This is a genomic window from Tardiphaga sp. vice154 (assembly GCF_007018645.1).
GTDB lineage: Bacteria > Pseudomonadota > Alphaproteobacteria > Rhizobiales > Xanthobacteraceae > Tardiphaga.
This window is the reverse complement of record NZ_CP041399.1, coordinates 885,000-904,680: the sequence shown is the minus strand read 5'-3', so window position 1 is coordinate 904,680 and position 19,681 is coordinate 885,000. Positions and strand designations below refer to the sequence as shown.

Annotated in this window: 20 protein-coding genes; 4 read left to right on the top strand and 16 right to left on the bottom strand. The window is 64.5% G+C overall.

Annotation, left to right across the window (positions count from 1 at the left end; translation table 11 throughout):
- Positions 1-100 precede the first annotated feature (100 nt).
- From FIU28_RS04280 to FIU28_RS04260, 5 genes are all read right to left on the bottom strand, one after another.
- On the bottom strand, positions 101-1,090 hold the full coding sequence (locus FIU28_RS04280) for an SPFH domain-containing protein (RefSeq protein ID WP_143571832.1): 990 nt from the start codon (positions 1,088-1,090) through the stop codon (positions 101-103).
- A gap of 225 nt (positions 1,091-1,315) precedes the next feature.
- Positions 1,316-2,353 (bottom strand): ferrochelatase, encoded by a 1,038-nt coding sequence (hemH, locus tag FIU28_RS04275; RefSeq protein ID WP_143571831.1) that lies wholly within the window; start codon positions 2,351-2,353, stop codon positions 1,316-1,318.
- 58 nt (positions 2,354-2,411) lie between these two features.
- The gene (locus FIU28_RS04270) at positions 2,412-3,509 is read right to left on the bottom strand and encodes a nickel/cobalt transporter (RefSeq protein WP_246660861.1); all 1,098 of its coding nucleotides are present in this window, start codon (positions 3,507-3,509) and stop codon (positions 2,412-2,414) included.
- 83 nt (positions 3,510-3,592) lie between these two features.
- Entirely contained in the window at positions 3,593-4,288 is a 696-nt protein-coding gene (locus FIU28_RS04265; RefSeq protein WP_441351292.1) for a DUF1007 family protein, read from the bottom strand.
- A gap of 159 nt (positions 4,289-4,447) precedes the next feature.
- Positions 4,448-6,535, bottom strand: a complete 2,088-nt coding sequence (locus tag FIU28_RS04260; RefSeq protein WP_143571828.1) for a M3 family metallopeptidase — start codon at positions 6,533-6,535, stop codon at positions 4,448-4,450.
- Positions 6,536-6,665: 130 nt separating this feature from the next.
- On the opposite strand from FIU28_RS04260, the gene FIU28_RS04255 reads away from it, so the two are divergent.
- From FIU28_RS04255 to FIU28_RS04235, 4 genes are all read left to right on the top strand, one after another.
- The gene (locus FIU28_RS04255; RefSeq protein WP_143571827.1) at positions 6,666-6,917 is read left to right on the top strand and encodes a hypothetical protein; all 252 of its coding nucleotides are present in this window, start codon (positions 6,666-6,668) and stop codon (positions 6,915-6,917) included.
- Positions 6,918-7,648: 731 nt separating this feature from the next.
- Positions 7,649-8,791, top strand: a complete 1,143-nt coding sequence (locus FIU28_RS04245; protein ID WP_143571826.1) for a type III PLP-dependent enzyme — start codon at positions 7,649-7,651, stop codon at positions 8,789-8,791.
- Positions 8,792-8,904: 113 nt separating this feature from the next.
- Complete coding sequence (locus FIU28_RS04240; RefSeq protein ID WP_143571825.1) at positions 8,905-9,294, top strand: RidA family protein; 390 nt, start codon at positions 8,905-8,907, stop codon at positions 9,292-9,294.
- Positions 9,295-9,365: 71 nt separating this feature from the next.
- Positions 9,366-10,808 carry a homospermidine synthase gene (locus FIU28_RS04235; RefSeq protein ID WP_143571824.1) on the top strand — a complete coding sequence of 481 codons (1,443 nt, stop codon included), beginning with the start codon at positions 9,366-9,368 and terminating at the stop codon, positions 10,806-10,808.
- Between the two features lie 182 nt (positions 10,809-10,990).
- On the opposite strand, the gene FIU28_RS04230 is transcribed toward FIU28_RS04235, so the two are convergent.
- From FIU28_RS04230 to FIU28_RS04185, 11 genes are all read right to left on the bottom strand, one after another.
- Entirely contained in the window at positions 10,991-11,323 is a 333-nt protein-coding gene (locus FIU28_RS04230) for a hypothetical protein (protein WP_143571823.1), read from the bottom strand.
- 89 nt (positions 11,324-11,412) lie between these two features.
- A complete protein-coding gene (locus FIU28_RS04225; RefSeq protein ID WP_143571822.1) occupies positions 11,413-12,129 on the bottom strand; it encodes an MgtC/SapB family protein in 717 nt (238 codons plus the stop codon).
- A 69-nt stretch (positions 12,130-12,198) separates the two neighbouring features.
- Positions 12,199-13,215 carry a WD40 repeat domain-containing protein gene (locus FIU28_RS04220; protein ID WP_168202857.1) on the bottom strand — a complete coding sequence of 339 codons (1,017 nt, stop codon included), beginning with the start codon at positions 13,213-13,215 and terminating at the stop codon, positions 12,199-12,201.
- Positions 13,215-14,252, bottom strand: a complete 1,038-nt coding sequence (locus FIU28_RS04215) for a CobW family GTP-binding protein (protein WP_143571821.1) — start codon at positions 14,250-14,252, stop codon at positions 13,215-13,217. Before FIU28_RS04215 ends, FIU28_RS04220 begins: the two co-directional genes overlap by 1 nt.
- A gap of 50 nt (positions 14,253-14,302) precedes the next feature.
- Complete coding sequence (locus FIU28_RS04210; RefSeq protein ID WP_143571820.1) at positions 14,303-15,181, bottom strand: metal ABC transporter substrate-binding protein; 879 nt, start codon at positions 15,179-15,181, stop codon at positions 14,303-14,305.
- 8 nt (positions 15,182-15,189) lie between these two features.
- The gene (locus FIU28_RS04205; protein ID WP_143576019.1) at positions 15,190-16,059 is read right to left on the bottom strand and encodes a metal ABC transporter permease; all 870 of its coding nucleotides are present in this window, start codon (positions 16,057-16,059) and stop codon (positions 15,190-15,192) included.
- Positions 16,059-16,817: a metal ABC transporter ATP-binding protein gene (locus FIU28_RS04200; protein ID WP_143571819.1), complete on the bottom strand. Its 759-nt coding sequence runs from the start codon at positions 16,815-16,817 to the stop codon at positions 16,059-16,061. Before FIU28_RS04200 ends, FIU28_RS04205 begins: the two co-directional genes overlap by 1 nt.
- A complete protein-coding gene (locus FIU28_RS26275) occupies positions 16,817-16,993 on the bottom strand; it encodes a hypothetical protein (RefSeq protein ID WP_210245464.1) in 177 nt (58 codons plus the stop codon). Before FIU28_RS26275 ends, FIU28_RS04200 begins: the two co-directional genes overlap by 1 nt.
- A gap of 84 nt (positions 16,994-17,077) precedes the next feature.
- Positions 17,078-17,485: a fluoride efflux transporter CrcB gene (crcB, locus tag FIU28_RS04195; RefSeq protein WP_246660859.1), complete on the bottom strand. Its 408-nt coding sequence runs from the start codon at positions 17,483-17,485 to the stop codon at positions 17,078-17,080.
- Between the two features lie 244 nt (positions 17,486-17,729).
- Positions 17,730-18,332: a superoxide dismutase gene (locus FIU28_RS04190; protein ID WP_143571818.1), complete on the bottom strand. Its 603-nt coding sequence runs from the start codon at positions 18,330-18,332 to the stop codon at positions 17,730-17,732.
- Between the two features lie 93 nt (positions 18,333-18,425).
- Positions 18,426-19,664, bottom strand: coding sequence for an MFS transporter (locus FIU28_RS04185; protein ID WP_143571817.1), 1,239 nt, complete (start codon positions 19,662-19,664; stop codon positions 18,426-18,428).
- Between the last annotated feature and the right edge of the window lie 17 nt (positions 19,665-19,681).

The following is a 19,681-nucleotide window of genomic DNA, read 5'->3' as shown; positions in this document are numbered from 1 at the left end:
CATCGGGTCAGCGGGTCTTAGGCTGGCAATCAAGCCGCGGCAACAAGGACCAGCCACGTCGACCGGCCGCTTGACGCGCCGGCTTTCAGGCGATGGGACCTCAGCGCTGTGGCGTCGTGGGCACCGGGCCGACATTCGGCACCGAGCCGCGCTTGGCGGCCTGCGCCGCGGTCGCGCTGTCGCCGAACGTCGCCTTGGCAATTTCGCCGATCCCGGCCAATGACCCCAGCACGCCCATCGCCTCGATCGGCAGCATGATGATCTTCTGGTTCGGCGAGTCGGCGATCTGGCCGAACGCCTTGATGTATTTGTCGGCGATGAAATAGTTCAGCGCCGCGACGTCGCCGCTGGCGATCGCGTTGGAGACCATCTCGGTCGCCTTGGCCTCGGCTTCGGCGGCGCGCTCGCGCGCCTGTGCGTCGAAGAAGGCGGCCTCGCGGCGGCCTTCGGCCTGCAGGATCTGGCCCTGTTTGGCCCCTTCGGCACGAAGGATCTCCGACTGCCGCTGGCCTTCCGCCTGCAGGATGTCCGCGCGCTTGACGCGCTCGGCCTTCATCTGCCGGCCCATCGCCTCGACCAGATCGGCCGGCGGCACGATGTCCTTGATCTCGATACGGTTGACCTTGAGGCCCCATGGCGACACCGCGGCATCGACCACGCGCAACAGCCGCTCGTTGATCTCGTCGCGATGCGACAGCACCTGGTCGAGATCCATCGCGCCCATCACCGAACGGATGTTGGTCATGGTCAGCACCACGATCGCCTGCGTCAGGTCGGAGACCTCGTAGCTCGCCTTGGCGGCATCGAACACCTGGTAGAATGCGACGCCATCGACGGTGACGGTGGCGTTGTCCTTGGTGATGACTTCCTGCTCCGGGATGTTGATCACCTGCTCCATCACATTGACCTTGCGGCCGACGCGATCGAAATACGGGATGATCAGATTGAGCCCCGGCGACAGCGTGCGGGTGAACTTGCCGAACCGCTCGATGGTCCAGTCATAGCCCTGCGGCACGGTCTTCACGCCGGCGAACAGCGTGAGAATGATCAGCACGACCACGGCAATGGCGAAAATATCGAAACCGGTCATTGAAATCTCCAGGGGGCGAAAATGCGTCTGGATCCGAGCATAGCAGCGTCAGCCGGGAAAAGCGCTTGCCGCAAATGTCACCGTCATCCTGAGGTGCCGAGCGAAGCGAGGCCTCGAAGGATGCGCCGCAAGCGCTGAACACGCATCCTTCGAGGCTCGCCTAAGTCGGCGAGCACCTCAGGATGACGGCGGAGCGTGCGGCCGCAGCCGCCGTAAGCAGCCCGCTTAAATCCAGCCCTTGAGCTCGCGCAGTACCAGTTCGCGGATCACGTCCATGCCGGGCTCGCTGTCGTTGAGACAGGGGACCGCAGAAAAATGCTCGCCGCCATTGCCTTCGAAGATCTCGCAGTTCTCCTGCGAGATCTCTTCCAGCGTCTCCAGGCAATCCGCCGAAAAGCCCGGCATCACCACGACGAGGCGCTTGAGGCCGTCCTTGGCGAGGCGCTCGATGGTCTTGTCGGTATAGGGCTTCAGCCACTGGTCGAAGCCGAAGCGCGACTGGAAGGTCAGCATCAGCCGCGGCGCATTCGGCCCCAGGCGACGCCGCAGCGCCTCGGTCGTGGCGATGCATTGCGTCTGGTAGGGGTCGCCCTTGTCGATGTATTTCTGCGGCATGCCGTGGAACGACGCCACGATCAGTTCGGGCACGAAATCCAGAGTCGCGATGTGGCTCTCGATCGAGACCGCCAGCGCGTTGATGTAGTCCGGCTCGTCGAAATACGGCGGCGTCACCCGCAGCGTCGGCTGCGCGCGCATCTCGGCCAGCACGTTGAACACCTCGTCGCACACCGTGGCGGAGGTCGCCGCGGAATATTGCGGATACAGCGGCACCACCAGGATGCGGTCGCAGCCCTGCGCCGTCAGCGCCGCGATGCGCGAGCGGATCGACGGATTGCCGTAGCGCATCGCCCAGTCCACCGTGATTCGCGTGTGTCCGGCCAGGGCCGCGGCAAGCTTGTCGGACTGGTTGCGGGTGATGGTCTTGAGCGGCGACTCGTTGAGATCGGTATTCCAGATCTTCAGGTAGTCCTTGGCCTTGCGTTGCGGCCGGGTGGTCAGGATTATGCCGTTCAGCACCAGCTTCCAGATCAGCCCCTGATCCTCGATCACACGTCGATCCGACAGGAACTCGCGCAGATAGACGCGGACGCCACGGGCATCGGCCGTATCGGGCGTGCCGAGATTGACCAGCAGCACGCCGACGCGGTCCGGCGACTTGTCGATGGAAACCGCGGGCCGCTCGATTGCAACAACATTCGTCATGATATCAAAGGCTTCGCGCGTTGGCCGAACCTTGTCAAGACAGGCGCCGGCGGAGGGTTCAGAAACACGTGACGCGTTCGGTAGCCACATAGCCCAGCAACAGGCCGATGCCAAACAGGAACACCAGCCCTGCGGCACCGAATTCGAGCCCGCGCATCATCAGGGCACCGCGGCCCTCCCGGCCCGCGGCGAGGCGCCGCGCCAGGCCCTTGGCCGTCACGGCGATGACGGCAATGCTGGCCACGGTGATGGCGGTCCCCAGGCCCATGACGAAGGCGGCGGCGATGCCGGCCCAGAACATGCCCTGCGCCAGCGCGAACACCAGTACCAGAATCGCGCCGGAACAGGGCCGCATGCCGACCGCGACAATCGCCGACAGCCCGCGCGTCCAGCCGCCGGGGCCGGCAAGCTGGTCCGGCGTCGGACCATGCGAATGGCCGCAATGCTCGTCGTGGACGTGGGCATGGCCATGCGCGGCCGGCTCGGCATGTGCCGTATGGGCAGGTGCGTGGTCGTGACCATGGTGGTGATCATGGCCGTGATGATCGTGATGGGACGCACCGGCATGAGCGATGGCGAGTTCCGGCGTGAGCGCGGCCAGCGACGGACGCCAGGCCCGCAACAGGCCACGCCCCTTGCTCCACACCAGCCGGGCGCCGAATGCCGCGATCAGCACATAGCTGGCGATCTCGATGATGCGCTCGGTGCCGCACATCGTCTTGGCGGTGACGTTGAGCAGCCAGGCCCCGATGCCGACGATCAGCACCGCCACCAGTGCCTGCATCAGCGCGGAGACGAACGACAGCGCGATGCCGCGCAAGGCGGTTTCCTCGTTGGCGATCAAATAGGACGAGATCACCGCCTTGCCGTGGCCGGGACCGGCGGCGTGGAAGATGCCGTAGGCGAACGAGATGAAGAGCAGCGTCCACACCGCGCTGCCGTCGGTCTTCGCGGCCCGGATCGTGGCGGACATCTCGCGGTAGAATTCGGATTGCTTGGTCAAGAGCCAGCCGATGATGCCGCCAACCTGCGAATCCGGCGCGGCTTTCGGAGCGCCGAACGGATTCTGGGCAAGGGCGGTGTGCAGGGAGGCGTCGGTAAGCACGGCGACGACAAGAGCAGCGCATGTAAAAATCAAGACGATGTGCCGCGTCATAGCTGCGCTTTCCTCCCCCTCCAGCGGAGGGTAAGCAAGGTCCAGCCCGTGACTCAGCAAGAGTTTCCCTCGCCTCCACAAGCTCATGGGCAGTCCACCGTGATCTTGTTGGCGAACATGGCGCCGAAATTGCCGCCGGCGGCGCCGTCCATGAAATTCTCCTCGCCGAGCTTCTTCGCGGCGGGGGCGGCGTCGCTCGGGCGTTCGATCACGACAGCGCAGTTTGCCGGCGCGCCGACCAGCCGGATCGGATCTTTCTTCTCCAGGCCGAAATCGACGAAGAAGGACGGGTCGTAGATTTCCAGCGCCAGTTGCCTCGCCTTGAACGGCGTCTTGAACGGCATGGTGAAATGCAGCACCAGCGCGCCGTCCTTCTGCTCGAGGTAGTAATCGACCGGATCGAGAAAGCGCTGCTTCTTGCTGCCCTCGGTCTTGGCGAAGGTGAAGAAGCCGAACTCCTTCAGCGATTCCACATTGGTCTGGGCCAGCGGCGCCAGTTCCTCGCGGGTGAAGACGCCCTTGGTCTTGGACTCGATGCCCTGCAGCGCATAGGTCGAGAACATGTCGTCGAACTTCCAGGCATGGCGCACACCGGTGATGCTGCCGTCGGCAGCGTAGATCAACTCGCTGGAAGCCGTGACCCAGACGTGGGGATGCGCGGCAGCGGGGGTGAGGGAGCCGGCGAAGGCCACCAGTAATGCAAGCAGCCCGAGCACGCGAAGCCTGAGCGTCGCGGCAAAACCTTTCCACGAGTCATCCCCGCGCACGCGGGGGTCCATCCACGCTGTCATCATGTTCGTCCGTTTGGTCAGTGGCATCGCGTCAACAATCCCGACGGAGGATATGGGTCCCCGCTTTCGCGGGGACGACATGGTGAGAGGGCGCAGCGGCACAGGCGCGTCTTCGTTCAAACAGCAAGTGCGCTGCCGTTAGCCGCCTCACGCCGCCTCCGGCTCCAGCAGCCCGCGCCGACGCAACAGCGCGTCCGGCGCCGGCGGGCGGCCGCGGAACGCGATATAGGCCTGTTCGGGATCGACGGAGCCGCCGGACGAATAGATATCGTCGAGCAGACGTTTCGATACCGCGGGGTCGAAAATGTTGCCGGCCTCCTCGAACGCGCCGAAGGCGTCGGCGTCCATTACTTCGGACCACATGTAGCTGTAATAGCCCGAGGCATAGTGATCGCCGGAGAAGATGTGGCCGAACTGGGTCGGCCGGTGCCGCAGCGCGATTTCCGCGGGCATGCCGATCTTCTCCAGCTCCTTCTTCTCGAACGCCGCGACATCCGTGCTGGCCGAGGCCGGCTGGGTGTGGAATTCGAGATCGATCAGCGCCGACGACACGAATTCCACCGTGGCAAAGCTCTGGCCGAATTTTCGCGCGGCAATGAAGCGCTGCAGGAGATCGTCCGGCAACGGCTCGCCGGTCTGGTAGTGCGTTGCGAACTGCCTGAGCACCTGCGGCTGCTCCTGCCAGTGCTCGTAGAGCTGCGACGGCAGTTCGACGAAGTCGGTGAACACCGAGGTGCCGGACAGCGAGGGATAGGTCACGTTCGACATCATGCCGTGCAGGCCATGACCGAATTCATGGAACAGCGTGCGGGCGTCGTCCGGCGACAGCAGCGAGGGCTGGCCGTCGGTGCCCTTGGAGAAGTTGCAGACATTCAGGATCAACGGCGCGATGTCGCCGTCGAGCTTCTGCTGGTCGCGTAGCGAGGTCATCCAGGCGCCGGAGCGCTTCGAGGGCCGGGCATAGTAGTCGCCGTAGAACAGCGCCTTGTGCTTTCCATCGGCGTCCTTGACCTCCCAGACGCGCACGTCGGGATGCCACACCGGGACATCGCGGCGCTCCTCGAAGGTGACGCCGAACAATTTGGTCGCGGTGTCGAACGAGGCGGCGATCATGTTGTCGAGCGCGAGATAGGGCTTGATCGCGGCGTCGTCGAAATTGGCGCGGCGCTGCCGCAGCTTCTCGGCGTAGAAGCGCCAGTCCCACGCGGCGAGCTGGAAATTGCCGCCCTCCTCGGCGATCAATTCCTGCAGCGCGTCGCGGTCGGCGAGCGCGCGCTCCCGCGCCGGCTTCCAGACCCGCTCCAGCAGGCCACGCACGGCCTCCGGCGTCTTCGCCATCGAATCCTCGAGACGATAGGCAGCGAAGGTCGGGAAGCCGAGCAGCCTGGCGGATTCTTCGCGCAGCTTGAGGATTTCGACGATGGTCGCGTTGTTGTCGTTGGCGTTGCCGTTGTTGCCGCGCTCGATGAAGGCCTTGTAGGCTTTTTCGCGCAGGTCGCGCCGGGTCGAACTCTTCAGGAACGGCTCCATCGAGGAACGCGAGGTGGTGATGATGGCCTTCCCCGCCATGCCCCTGTCTTCGGCCGCGGCCTTCGCGGCGGCGACAAAGCTTGCCGGCAGGCCGGCGGTGTCGTTCTCGCCTAGCTCCATGCACCATCCCTGTTCGTCGGCAAGCAGATGGTGACTGAACGAGGTGCCGAGCGACGCCAGGCGTTCGTTGATCTCCGCCATCCGCGCCTTGGCCACCTCGTCGAGGCCGGCGCCGGAGCGGTGGAAGCGGTTGTAGCTGCGCTCCAGCAGGCGCATCTGCTCGGACGTCAGACCCAGTTCGGCGCGGTTGTCGTGCAGCGCGGCGATGCGGCCAAACAGCACGGCATTCATCATGATCGGGTTCCAGTGCCGCGCCATCCGCAGCGACACTTCGGTATCGATCGCCAGCAGCGCCGGGTTGGAATGCGCCGAGACCAGATCGTAGAACACCGAAGCGACGCGCCCGAGCAGCTTGCCGGCGCGCTCCAGCGCGATGATGGTGTTGGCGAAGTCCGGCGCCGAATTGTCGTTGACGATGGCCGAGATCTCCGCTGCGTGGTCGAAAAACGCCTGCTCGAACGCCGGCATGAAGTGCTCGGGCGTGATCTCGGCGAAAGGCGGGGTCTCGAACGGGGTCGTCCACGGGCGCAGCAGCGGATTGTCGAGCGCGTGAGGGGTGGCCACGGAGTTCAAGCTGTCTGACATCATAAATCCTGATTTGCCGCGCTTTTTACGTGCGGCATCTATACCATGCCGTGAGGCTTTTTTGGGCCCTTTAGCGCTTGCCGCAGCGGGCTTTTTCGGAGAGATTGCGGCCCGCAAAAGGACTTTCAACATGACCACCTCCCCTGCCCCCCGCCGGATCTACTGGCCCAGCGTCATCACCGTGATTTCGGCCGCGATCCTGATCGGTGCCGAGGTGTTCGGCGCGGCGTTCGCGGGTGGCTGGGCGCTGTCGATCCTGTTTGGGCTGTCGACCACCGGCGAGCACATCCTGCAGGTGGCGCTGTTCCTCGGGGGCGTCGTCATCATGGCGGCTTTCATGCGCAACGCAGCACGCATCGAGCCGTTCACAAGGCGGGGATGAGTAGCTCGCTTCCTTCCTTCTCCCCTTGTGGGAGAAGGTGGCGCGGACGAAGTCCGCGTCGGATGAGGGGGCGCAGCAGAGCACTACCCCTCACACTCCTGCGTCAAAACGCTCCTACTTCCTTTCATCTGACTTAACGTTCGTTCATGTTCGCCGCCTGGCTGCGTCATGTTTGCAACGCTGCGCCGCCTCATCGAGCAAAATGGTCGCGGCCCTCAAGAAAATTCTTGCGCCCCCCACCCAAACACCCTAATTGCAATCTTGCCCAATTTCGCACGTGCCTGTGGTCGTGTGTCAGTCGGTAGGTATCCGGACAAGAGGCCGGACAGCCGCCAAGGGACAAGGAAGCCGAGGGTCACCGGGTCGCAAGATCGGGAGGCCAGCATCTCTCTCCAGGGATGCCGATGAAGGTGACCTTGATCCTTGCAACCGTGACTGGCAGCCGGAGGCGAACCGGCGCACCTCGTTCTCAACGGGGGACGCGACTTAAAGCAACGACGGATCGGGCTTTTTTGGTCTCTGCTGGCTTTCCATCAGCCAGCGCGAATACCGAAGAGGCTTGTCCTTCATTGCCAGGTGTGCGGTAGGGTAACACCCGACCAATCCACGGCAGCACTTACGGTCTGTACTTTCGGCTTTGCCGCGCCTCCATCGCGCGTAGTTGCCCGAAAGCGCTGAACCGTCATCATTTTTTGGACGCGACCCGTCGCTGGGCCGTCCGGGAGAGTGCTATGACCGAACGTATCCAGGAATTCCTCCGCGCCCGCCGTACCGAAGGCAGCGATATCGAGCCCTGCCTGGTCGTCGATCTCGATGTCGTGCGCGAGAACTTTCACAGCTTCGCCAAGGCGCTGCCGGACAGCCGGGTGTTCTACGCGGTGAAGGCCAATCCGGCGCCGGAAGTGCTGTCGCTGCTGGCATCATTGGGCTCGTGCTTCGACTGCGCCTCGGTGCAGGAGATCCAGATGGCGCTCGACGCCGGCGCGACCCCTGAGCGCATCTCGTTCGGCAACACCATCAAGAAGGAACGCGACATCGCGCGCGCCCATGCGCTGGGCATCGCGCTGTTCTCGGTCGACTGCGCGCCCGAGGTCGAGAAGATCGCGCGCGCCGCGCCCGGCGCCCGCGTGTTCTGCCGCATTCTCTACGATTGCGCCGGCGCCGAGTGGCCGCTGTCGCGCAAATTCGGCTGCGATCCGGAAATGGCCGTCGACGTGCTCGAACTCGCCAAGCGTCTTGGCCTCGAGCCCTATGGCATCTCGTTCCATGTCGGCTCGCAGCAGCGCAAGGTGAAGGCGTGGGACCGCGCGCTGGCGATGGCGTCGAGCGTGTTCCGCGACTGTGCGGAGCGTGGCATCAACCTCTCCATGGTCAACATGGGCGGCGGATTCCCGACCAAGTACCTGAAGGAAGTCCCGGCGGTCGTGCAGTACGGCCGTTCGATCTTCCGTGCGCTGCGCAAGCACTTCGGCAACGCGATCCCGGAGACCATCATCGAGCCGGGTCGCGGCATGGTCGGCAATGCCGGCATCATCGAAACCGAAGTCGTTCTGATCTCGAAGAAGAGCGACGAGGACGAGGTGCGTTGGGTCTATCTCGACATCGGCAAGTTCGGCGGTCTCGCCGAGACGATGGACGAGTCGATCCGCTACGCCATCAAGTCGCGCCACGATGGCGCCGAGATGACGCCCTGCGTGCTCGCCGGCCCGACCTGCGATTCCGCCGACGTGATGTACGAGAAGCTGCCCTACCCGCTGCCGGTGACGCTGGAGATCGGCGACAAGCTGCTGATCGAAGGTACCGGCGCCTACACGTCGACCTATTCGGCCGTGGCGTTCAACGGCTTCCCGCCCTTGCGCACCTTCCACATCTGAGCGCTCTTCCTTCCCTCTCCCGCCCTGCGGGGGAGGGTGAAGCGAGCACGCCCGGCTTGATTTGCCGGCCAATACACGGCATTGCGGGGCCTGTTCATTTCGAGGGCCCCGCAATGACCCGCCGCCTGATTTCCACCGGATCGCCTTTCGAGAAAGCCGGCGGCTACAGCCGCGCAGTGGTCGACGGCGACTTCGCGTTCGTTTCCGGCACCACCGGCTACGATTACACCACCATGGTGATGCCGGCCGATGTCACGGCGCAGACACAGAACTGCTTCAAGACCATTGGCGCCGCGCTGACGGAAGCCGGTTTCGAAATGGCCGACATCGTGCGCGCGACCTATTACATCACCGACCGCGCCGACGCGGACGCGGTGTTCGCGGTCACCGGCGCGCATTTCGGCGAGATCCGGCCGGCATCCGCCATCCTCGTCGTGGCCGGCCTGTTGAAGCCGGAAATGAAAGTCGAAATCGAAGTGACGGCGAAGCGGCGCTCGACCTGAACCTTTCCACCCCCACGAACGGCGCGGCTTGTGTCCGCCGTCTCGTCCATTGACTGTCTGGAGCTACCTGAATGACCACCCCCTGGCCGATCTACGCAAAAATCACCGGACCTATCGTGATGGTCGGCTTCGGCTCGATCGGCAAAGGCACGCTGCCTTTGATCGAACGCCACCTCGACTATGACAAGTCGCGCGTTACCGTGATCGATCCCAAGGACGAGGGCCGCAAGGCGCATTGCGAGAAGCAGAACGTGCGCTTCATCCAGCAGGGCGTCACCAAAGAGAACTATCGCGAGCTGCTGACGCCGCTGCTGACCGAAGGCGGCGGCCAGGGCTTCTGCGTCAACCTGTCGGTCGATACCGGCTCGAAGGACATCATGGAGCTCTGCAACGAGCTCGGCGCGCTCTACATCGACACCGTCAACGAGCCCTGGCTCGGTTTCTATTTCGACGCATCAAAAGGCCCGGAAGCGCGCTCCAACTACGCTTTGCGTGAAGCCACGCTGGCCGCCAAGAACGCGCGCGCCCCGGGTTCGACGACGGCCGTGTCGTGCTGCGGCGCCAATCCCGGCATGGTGTCGTTCTTCGCCAAGCAGGCGCTCTTGAACGTCGCCGCCGACCTGCAGCTCAATGCGCCCGAGCCAAAGACCAAGGCGGAGTGGGCCGACCTGATGCGCCAGTGCGGCGTCAAGGGCATCCACATCGCCGAGCGCGACACCCAGCGCTCGAAGAAGCCGAAAGAGCCGGACGTGTTCGTCAACACCTGGTCGGTCGAAGGCTTCCTGTCGGAAGGCGTGCAGCCGTCCGAACTGGGCTGGGGCACCCATGAAAAATGGATGCCGGAGAACGCGCACACGCATCAGACCGGCTGCGGTGCGGCGATCTATCTGATGCAGCCCGGCGCCGATACGCGCGTGCGCACCTGGTGCCCGACGCGCGGACCGCAATACGGCTTCCTCGTCACCCACAACGAGTCGATCTCGATCTCGGATTATTTCACGGTGCGTGATGCGTCGGGCAAGGCCGTGTACCGGCCGACCTGCCACTATGCCTATCACCCCGCGGATGACGCGGTGCTGTCGCTGCATGAGCTGTTCGGCCGCGCCGCCAAGATGCAGGAGAAGCACCACATCCTCGACGAGAACGAGATCGTCGACGGCATCGACGAACTCGGCGTGCTGCTCTACGGCCACGGCAAGAACGCCTACTGGTTCGGCTCGCAGCTCTCCATCGAGGAGACCCGCGAGTTGGCACCTTACCAGAACGCCACCGGCCTGCAGGTGACCTCCGCCGTGCTCGGCGGCATGGTGTGGGCGCTGGAGCACCCGAAAGAAGGCATCGTCGAAGCCGACGAGATGGATTTCCATCGCCTGCTGGAGATCCAGGGTCCCTATCTCGGCCCGGTGAAGGGCTACTACACCGACTGGACCCCGCTGGAAGGCCGCCCCGGCCTGTTCCCGGAAGACATCGACACCAGCGATCCCTGGCAGTTCAAGAACGTCCTGGTGCGCTGACACCAAGCCGTCATTTGGGGATGCAGCGGTCGGCGAAGCCGGCCGTTGCCTCCCGGAACTTCATGATGTTGACCGTCGCATGTCGAGATACCCCGCCGCTCCGATGAGAGCGGCTGGAGTTCGCTTGAGCTGGTGCGCTCGCGCCCGGGAATGACAACTTCGGTCCAGAAACCGCGTAACGTTTATTTGGTCGAAATCGGCGGCGCCATTTTTTCGGCCGGTGACGGCGGCAGAGCCGGCGTGGCACCCGCCTTTTGCGCGTCGGCATCCGGTTGCGCCGGCTGCGGCGGGATTTCCTGCGGGCGGGCGCCGGTGGTCGCAGGCTCTGCCGGCTCCGATGGCTTGCTGGCGGCGCCGGGGGTCGATTGCAGCGGCTGGGTGGCCTGCGCCATTTGCGCGTGCTCCGGGGCGAGCTGCGCCAGCGAGGCGGCGGAAATGCCTAGCCCGGCCACGACCATGGCGCCGGCCAGCCACAGGTCGTTGCGGTATGCGCGTTTTCGACGGGTTGCGATCATGATTGCCACCTCATTTATGTCGGTGGTCAACGGATGCGGAACTTCATGGTTCCGTTGTCATCACGACGCGGCCAGCAACGCGGCGCCGCTCAGTCCTTGGTGCTGACTTCCCAGGTCGCATGGCCCACGCCGGAGCGGCGCTGCAGGTCGGCGACGACGACGTCGAGTTCGCGGGGGTCGATCGCGGTCGAGACCAGCATGGCGGTGATTTCCTGCTGATCGTCGCCGAGATCAACGACGTCGATATTGGCCACCGGATAATTCGCCGCCTCCAGCCGCTCCACCAGATATTCGCGCAGCCCGGCCAAAGCCTGGTCGGATACGGTCAGCTTGAAATAATACGTCGCCTCGGATGATTTCTCGTCGAGCGGCGCGCGGTTGATGGCGTTGACCAGCGGCCGCAGCAGCGTGTTGCCGGCCAGCACGAAAACCGTCAGCGCCAGCGCCTGCGCGATCATGTCGGCGCCGGCGCAGCTGCCGACCGCGGCCGAGCACCACAGCGTCGCCGCGGTGTTGAGGCCGCGCACATTGGTGCCTTCCTTCATGATGACGCCGGCGCCGAGAAAGCCGATGCCGGAGACGACATAGGCAATGACGCGCACGGCGCCGTCGGATCCGGCGAGCTGCATCGCAAGATCGACAAAGGCCGCCGCGCCGACCGCCACCAGCACATTGGTCCGCAACCCCGCGGTGCGCTGCCGGTACTGCCGCTCGGCCCCGATCAGCGTGCCGAGAACGAACGCAGTCGTCAGGCTAAGCAGCGTGTCGAGGAAATCGAGGGTCTGGAACGTGGCGAGGAAGCGCATGGCGTGTCATGGCGGCAAGAGGTGACAGAAAAATGACGGGCCCGCGATGCGCGATCGGATGCTCGCAGTTCAGATTTCCAGCAACCCGGCATCTCCGGTCTGGTCGGCGAAGGCCAGCAGCGTGCCCTTCGCGTTCCAGGCCAGCGCGGTGACCGGCTCGCCCTTGTTGGCACGGACCAGGATCTCGGCGCCGTCGGTCATCCGCACCATCAGGATGGTGCCGTCGCTATAGCCGCAGGCGAGAATATCCTGCTTGGGATGGCAGGCGACCATCGTCACCTTGGCCTTGAGCGGCGCCAGCATGCCGGGCTCCTTGCCCATCGGGCCGTCCTTGCTGGCGAACGGCCAGACGATCACGCTGTCGGCGCCGGAGGTCGCGAGCCCCTTGCCGCCCGCGCTCCACGACACCGAGCGCACCCGCGCGGGGTAGCCGGTCATTCGCATGTGCTTGCTGTCGGCCAGCCGCCAGCCGTGCAGCGCCGGCTCATGCATCGCGGTGACCAGAAACTTGTTGTCCGGGCTGAAGGTGACCGCCAGATGCGACCCCGCCCATTCCAGCACTTCGGGCTTTGCCGCCATGTTGGGAAACCACAGCGTCACGCCGTTGTAATGCGCGATGCCGAGCCGCAGCCCCTTCGGCGCAAACGCCACGCCGCCGACGGTGGAGGGCACGTCGAGCGACTTCACCTCGCCCTTGGCGCTGCGGACGAAGGCGGTCTTGCCGGCCGACCACGCCACCGCGCCGTCGGGATGCAAAGCGACATTGTCAATCCAGCGCCGCTTGGCGTCGGTCGCGAGCAGCGTGACGTCGCCGTTGCGGTTCAGTTCGACGAGCTTGCCGTCGTCGCCGCCGATCAGCAGGCGCTGGTCGTCGGCGGCGGTGCACAGGATGCCACCATTATGCACAGCGACGGCGCGCTGGCCGAGCTCATCGACCAGCCAGACATTCTCTTCCGCACCGACGAACGCCGCCTTGTCGCCGAGAAAATGCACGGCGACGACTGCGCCGTCGATCGTGACCGGGCGCACGCGGTCGGTGACCGAGACGATGGATGCCTGCTCCTGCAGCGGATCGAAGTCGGACATCAGGCCGGGATCACGTTGGCGAAGCCGTCGCGGATCGCCTGCTCGGGCAGGTCGCGCCCGATGAAGACGAGGCGGCTTTCGCGCTTCTCGCCGTCCTTCCATGGTCGCTGGTGGTCGCCTTCCAGCATCATGTGGACGCCCTGGAAGACGTATCGCTCGGCATCGTTGACGAAGGAAACGATGCCTTTGGAGCGCAACATCTTACCGCCCTCCGCCGCCACCAGGCCCTGCAGCCAGGGCAGGAAGGTGGTCGGGTCGAGCGCCTTGTCGGTACGCAGCGACAGCGATTGCATGTCCTCGTCGTGATAGTGCTTCACGCCGCCATGATCGTGGCCGTGGTGATGGTCGTGGCCATGATGATCATGGTCATGCGCGTCGCCGGCTTCGAGAAACTCCGGCTCGATTTCGAGGATGCGGTCGAGATCGAAGGCGCCCTGCTCCAGCACGTCGGACAGCTTGACCTGCGCGCGCTCGGTGCGATGCAGCTTGGCGTAGGGGTTGATGGCGCGGATGCGGGCCTCGACTTCGGCGAGCTCGGGCTTCGACACCAGATCGATCTTGTTGAGCACGATGACGTCGGCGAAGGCGATCTGGTTCTTGGCCTCCGGCGCGTCCTTGAGCCGCTCACTCAGCCATTTGGCATCGGCCACCGTCACCACCGCGTCGAGGCGGGTGTGCAGTTGCACGTCCTCGTCGACGAAGAAGGTCTGCGCGACGGGGGCGGGATCGGCGAGGCCGGTGGTCTCCAGGATGATGGCGTCGAACTTGCCCTTGCGCTTCATCAGACCGTCGAGGATGCGCACCAGGTCGCCGCGCACGGTGCAGCAGACGCAGCCGTTGTTCATCTCGAACACTTCTTCGTCGGCGCCGATGATCAGATCATTGTCGATGCCGATCTCGCCGAACTCGTTGACGATGACGGCGTATTTCTTGCCGTGGTTTTCCGACAGGATGCGGTTCAAGAGCGTGGTCTTGCCGGCGCCGAGATAGCCGGTCAGCACGGTCACGGGAATTTTGGCGGCGGTCGTTTCAGACATGATTTCTCCGGGTATCGGCAGCGCGCCGGCGGCAGGGATGCCCCGCGCTCCTAGTTCAGCGCGCTCGTCAGCGCCTTTATATTGTGCCTGACCATATCAATGTAAGTGGGCGCGTCGCCGTTTTCCGCGGTCAGGCTGTCGGAATACAGCGTTCCGCCGATCTTCGCGCCGGTGTCGGCGGCGATCCGGCGCATCAAGCGGGGGTCGCTGATGTTTTCGAGGAACACCGCGGGGATTTTGGCGGTTTTGATCTGGGTGATGATCTTCGCCAGATCCTGCGCGCTGGGCTCGGAATCGGTCGAAACGCCCTGTGGCGCCACGAACGCGATGCCGTACTCGTCAGAGAGATAGCCGAATGCGTCATGGCTGGAGATGACCTGTCGGCGGGCAACGGGAATCGCCGCCACGGCCGACCGGACCTCGGCATCGAGTGTATCGAGTTTCGCCAGATAGGCCGTTGTGTTGGCCCGGTACGCCGCGGCGCCCGAAGGATCGACGGCGACCAGCGCCTCGCGGATATTGCTGACATAACCCTTCACATTGATCACGGACTGCCAGGCATGCGGATCGGCCTTGTTGTTGATGTCGCGCTCGGCGATGCCGTCGGAGGCCGTAACGATCACCGCCTGCCCGCCGGCGGATTTCACCAGTCGCGGCAGCCAGCCTTCAAAACCCAGCCCGTTGACGACAACGAGTTTGGCATCGGTGATCTTCCTGGCGTCCTGCGGCGACGGCGTATAGACGTGCGTGTCGCCGTTGGGACCGACCAAGATAGCGACGTTGACGCGGTCGCCACCGACGTTTTTGACGAGATCGCCGAGGATCGAGAAACTGGCGACGACATCGATTTTTTGCTGCGCGAACGAAGCGGTAACCGACGCGAGAAAAAGCGCCAGAGTCGCAATCGTCGATATACCGAGACGCCGCATGATGGCTCCTACGCTTCCAGATGCCGGCCGGGGAACAGTTGTCGCACGAGTCCGCTGACGCTGCCGAACAGCACCGAGAATACATAGAGCGCCGCGGCGACCAGAATCACTGCCGGGCCGGACGGCACCTTGGTCTGGAACGACAGCACCAGGCCGAGATAGCCCGACAGCATCGCGCTCGCCACCGCGATCAGCATCATGCCGGTGATGTCGCGCGACCAGAACCGCGCGATGCCCGCCGGCAGCACCATCAGCCCGACGGCCAGCAGCGTGCCGAGCGCGTGGAAGCCGTTGACCAGGTTGATGACGACGAGCGCGAGAAAGGCCAGATGCGCCGGCGCCCCGGCGCGACTCACCGTGCGCAGAAACACCGGGTCGACGCATTCGATGACCAGCGGGCGATAGATCACCGCCATCACCACCAGCGTGATGGTGGCGTTGAACGCAATCACCAGCAGCGTCTGGTCGTCCATCGCGAGAATATTGCCGAACAGCACATGCAGCAGATCAATATTGGTGCCGTTCATCGAGACGATGGTGACGCCCAGCGCCAGCGACACCAGATAGAACGCCGCCAGCGAGGCGTCCTCCTTGATCTCCGTCACGCGCGAGACGAGGCCCGCCAGCAGCGCCACCGAGAAGCCGGCAATCAGCCCGCCAAAGGTCATTGCAAACAGATTGAGGCCGGAGACCAGAAAGCCCATCGCGGCGCCCGGCAGGATCGCATGCGCCATGGCATCGCCGACGAGGCTCATCCTTCGCAGCATCAGGAATACGCCGACCGGCGCGCCGCCGAGCGCCAGCGCCACCACGCCGGCCAGCGCGCGGCGCATGAATTCGAAATCGACGAAGGGCGCGATCAGCGTGTCATAGATCATCACGCGGCCCGCGGCCGGGCTGCATCGACCACGCAGGCGGAGGCGCCGTCATCGAATGCCTCGCACATGCGGCGCGCTTCGAGCTGGTTCTCCGCCGTCAACACCTGGGCGGTCGGCCCCCACGCCACTGCGCCGCGCGCCAGCAGCAGCGTCTCCGGAAAATTGTCGCGCACCAGATCCATGTCGTGCAGCGCCGCCAGCACGGTGCGCCGTTCGGCGTGCCAATGCCTGACAAGCCCGATCAGGTCGGCCGAGGTCTTGGCGTCGATCGCATTGAATGGCTCGTCGAGCACGATGACGCGGGCATCCTGCAGCAGCACGCGGGCGAACAGCATGCGCTGCGTCTGGCCGCCGGACAAAGTCCCGATGGTGCGGTTCTCGAAGCCGGTGAGACCGACCGCGCCGAGCGCCTGGCCGATCTGCTGCTGCGCTTTTTTGCCGAGGCCACCGAACAGGCCGGTCGAGCGCCACAGGCCGGTGCCGACGAAGTCGAATACCGAGATCGGAAAGCTGCGGTCGATATCGACGCTCTGCGGCAGATAGGCGATCTCGCGCGGGTTGAGCTGGCCCAGCCCGATGCTGCCGGCCAGCGGCTTGAGAATGCCGACAATGCCGCGAAACAGCGTCGATTTGCCGGCGCCGTTCGGCCCGACGACCGCCAGCAGTGCACCCGCCGCGATTTCACCGGTCAGATGGTGCACCGCCGGGTGGCGGTCATAGCCCAACGTGACATCGGAAAAGGTCAGTTCCGCGGCCATCAGCGCATCGCCATCAAAACGATTGCCCACATCAGCGCGCTGACCGCCAGCGCCAGGCCGAGGCGGGCCGGCAGCGCCAGGCGCAGGATCGACCATGGCGCCGGCTGCGCCGGATGCGGCGTCAGGGGATCATGCTGGTGCGAATGCGCGTGGGTATGGGAATGCGAATGGGCCATCGATACGCCTGGACAGACAGAACCGGCGACCAAAGCCGCCCTGCCCATTTGTTATATTATAACATCCCCCGTCGCAACATTCGTTCAAGCGAAATGCCGGATTAGGGCAAGACCGGCGAACAGGCCGGCAATTGCCAACACCACCGAGCCCAGTACGTAGAGCAGCGCCATCATCGTCTCGCCGCGCTCGTACAGCAGCGCGGCATCCAGCGAAAACGCCGAGAAGGTGGTGTAGCCGCCGAGGATACCGGTCATCAGGAACAGCCGCCACGGCTGCGACGCCTCGCCCTTGAAGGCGAGGTAGCCGGCGATCAGCCCCATGATGGTCGAGCCGGTGATGTTGATCAGGAAGGTACCCCAGGGAAACGCGGTGCCGAGGGCGCGGCCGGCGGCCATATTGACGGTGTGGCGCAAGGTCGAGCCGAGCCCGCCGCCGACAAAAACCAGAACGTAATTCAGCATGGTCTCACCAACCAATTTCCGCTTGCTCATCTAGCGCGTGGGGGCTCCTCCCCTCCCCCTTGCGGGGAGGGGTCGGGGGTGGGGGTGCCGCGGGCGACGGCGCTTGTGGCACCCCCATCCCGGCCTCCACTTCCGACGATGCTATCGCACCGTCGTCGTTCGGCCGACCCTCCCCGCAAGGGGGAGGGAGGCCATCGGCGTCGTCGCATAACACTCGCAAAGCGAAAGGGCGGCAGCTTTCGCTACCGCCCCGATGTTCGCTGCGAAACCGGGCTTACGCGCCGGTCTTGCCGTACAATTCGTCGACATAGTCCCAATTGACCAGCGAATCCACGAACGCCTTCAAATAGTCCGGGCGGCGGTTGCGGTAGTCGATGTAGTAGGAGTGCTCCCAGACGTCGACGCCGAGGATCGGGGTCGCGCCGTGGACCAGCGGGCTTTCGCCGTTCGCGGTCTTGGAGATTTCCAGCTTGCCGTTCTTGACCGAGAGCCAAGCCCAGCCGGAGCCGAACTGGCCGACGCCTGCGGCGGCGAAGTCGGTCTTGAACTTCTCGAGACCGCCGAGATCCTCGGTGATCTTCTTCTCGAGACGGCCGGGCAGCTTATCGCCGCCGCCGTTCGGCTTCATCCAGCTCCAGAAATGCAGATGATTGTAGTGCTGGCCAGCATTGTTGAAGAGCGGGGCATTCTTGCCGAACGAACCCTTGACGATCTCTTCGAGGGGCTTGCCTTCGAATTCGGTGCCCTTGAGCAGGTTGTTGCCATTGGTCACGTAAGCCTGATGGTGCTTGTCGTGATGGAATTCCAGCGTTTCCTTCGACATATAAGGCGCGAGCGCGTCATAGGCGTAGGGCAGTTCGGGAAGCGTGAAGGTCATTGGGAATCGTCCACAAAATTGATGGGATACGAAGGCTAACGGGAACCATTATAGATGGTTCCATTATACTTGGACATGGGCCCTGCGCGCGCGTTATGCCGCGCTGGGCATCGCATCCAGCGTCTCGCGGCGCACCGGAGGGCGCACGTTCATCAGCATCTGGAAGCAGCCGGCGATCAGGCCGACCACCACCGCGGCCTGCCACGCCCGGTCATAGCTGCCGAGCTGCGCATAGATCACGCCGCCGCCCCAGGCGCCGATGAAGGAGCCGGCCTGATGGCTGAGAAAGGCGATGCCGGTCAGGGTCGCCATGAAGCGCAACCCGAATAGCTGCGCGACCAGCCCGTTGACCAGCGGCACCACGCCGAGCCAGAGCGATCCCATCACCGCGGCGAACACCATGGTCGAAGCCGCCGAGGCCGGAAAATAGAAATAAGCCGCCAGCGCCAGCGAGCGGATGATGTAGATGCCGCCCAGCAGAATTTGCTTAGGATATTTTCCGCCGAGCCAGCCACATACATAGGAGCCGATCACGTTGAAGGCTCCGACCAGCGCCAGCGCGGTGGCGCCGAGCGAAGGATCGAGGCCGCAAATCGCCAGATAGTTCGGCAGATGCGTGGTGATGAAGACGAGTTGCAGGCCGCAGACGAAGAACGACAGCGCCATCACCACGAAGCCGGAATGGCCGAGCGCCGATTGCACCGCGGCGCCCAGCGTCTGCGCGGCTTCACTGGATTTTGCCACCTCGATCTTGTCGGATCGCCCGGCAAACAGGGCGGCCGGCAGCATCACCGCGACCAGGCCGAGAAATCCGATCAGCGCCATCTGCCAGCCCGCGGTGGTGATCAGCGTCTGCGCCAGCGGCGAGGCGATCACCAGGCCGAGCGAGCCCGCCGCCGACACCGCGCCCATCGTCACGCTGCGCTTGGCGGCCGACACGCTGCGCGACGACACCGTCATGGCAATGCTCGAGGCCGTGCAGGACAGCGCCAGACCGATGCACAGGCCGGCACCGAGCGTGAACACCAGCGCCGTGGTCGCCGCCATCATCAGCAGCAGGCCCGCGGCATAGATGAAGACGCCGGTCAGCATGACGTAGCGGCTGCCGTAGCGATCGGCGAAGGCACCGACGAAAGGCTGCGACACGCCCCAGATCACGTTCTGCAGGGCGGTGGCCAGCGAGAAATCGGCCGTGGTGATGGCGGTGTCGTGCAGAATCGCGGGCTGGAACAGACCGAAACTCTGCCGCATACCCATCGCGAGGCTGAGCAACACGGCGGCGCCGGCCAGAATCGACCAGCGCTGATAGGTGCTGAGTTGGGCCTCTGTCATGACGTTCCTCGTCGATA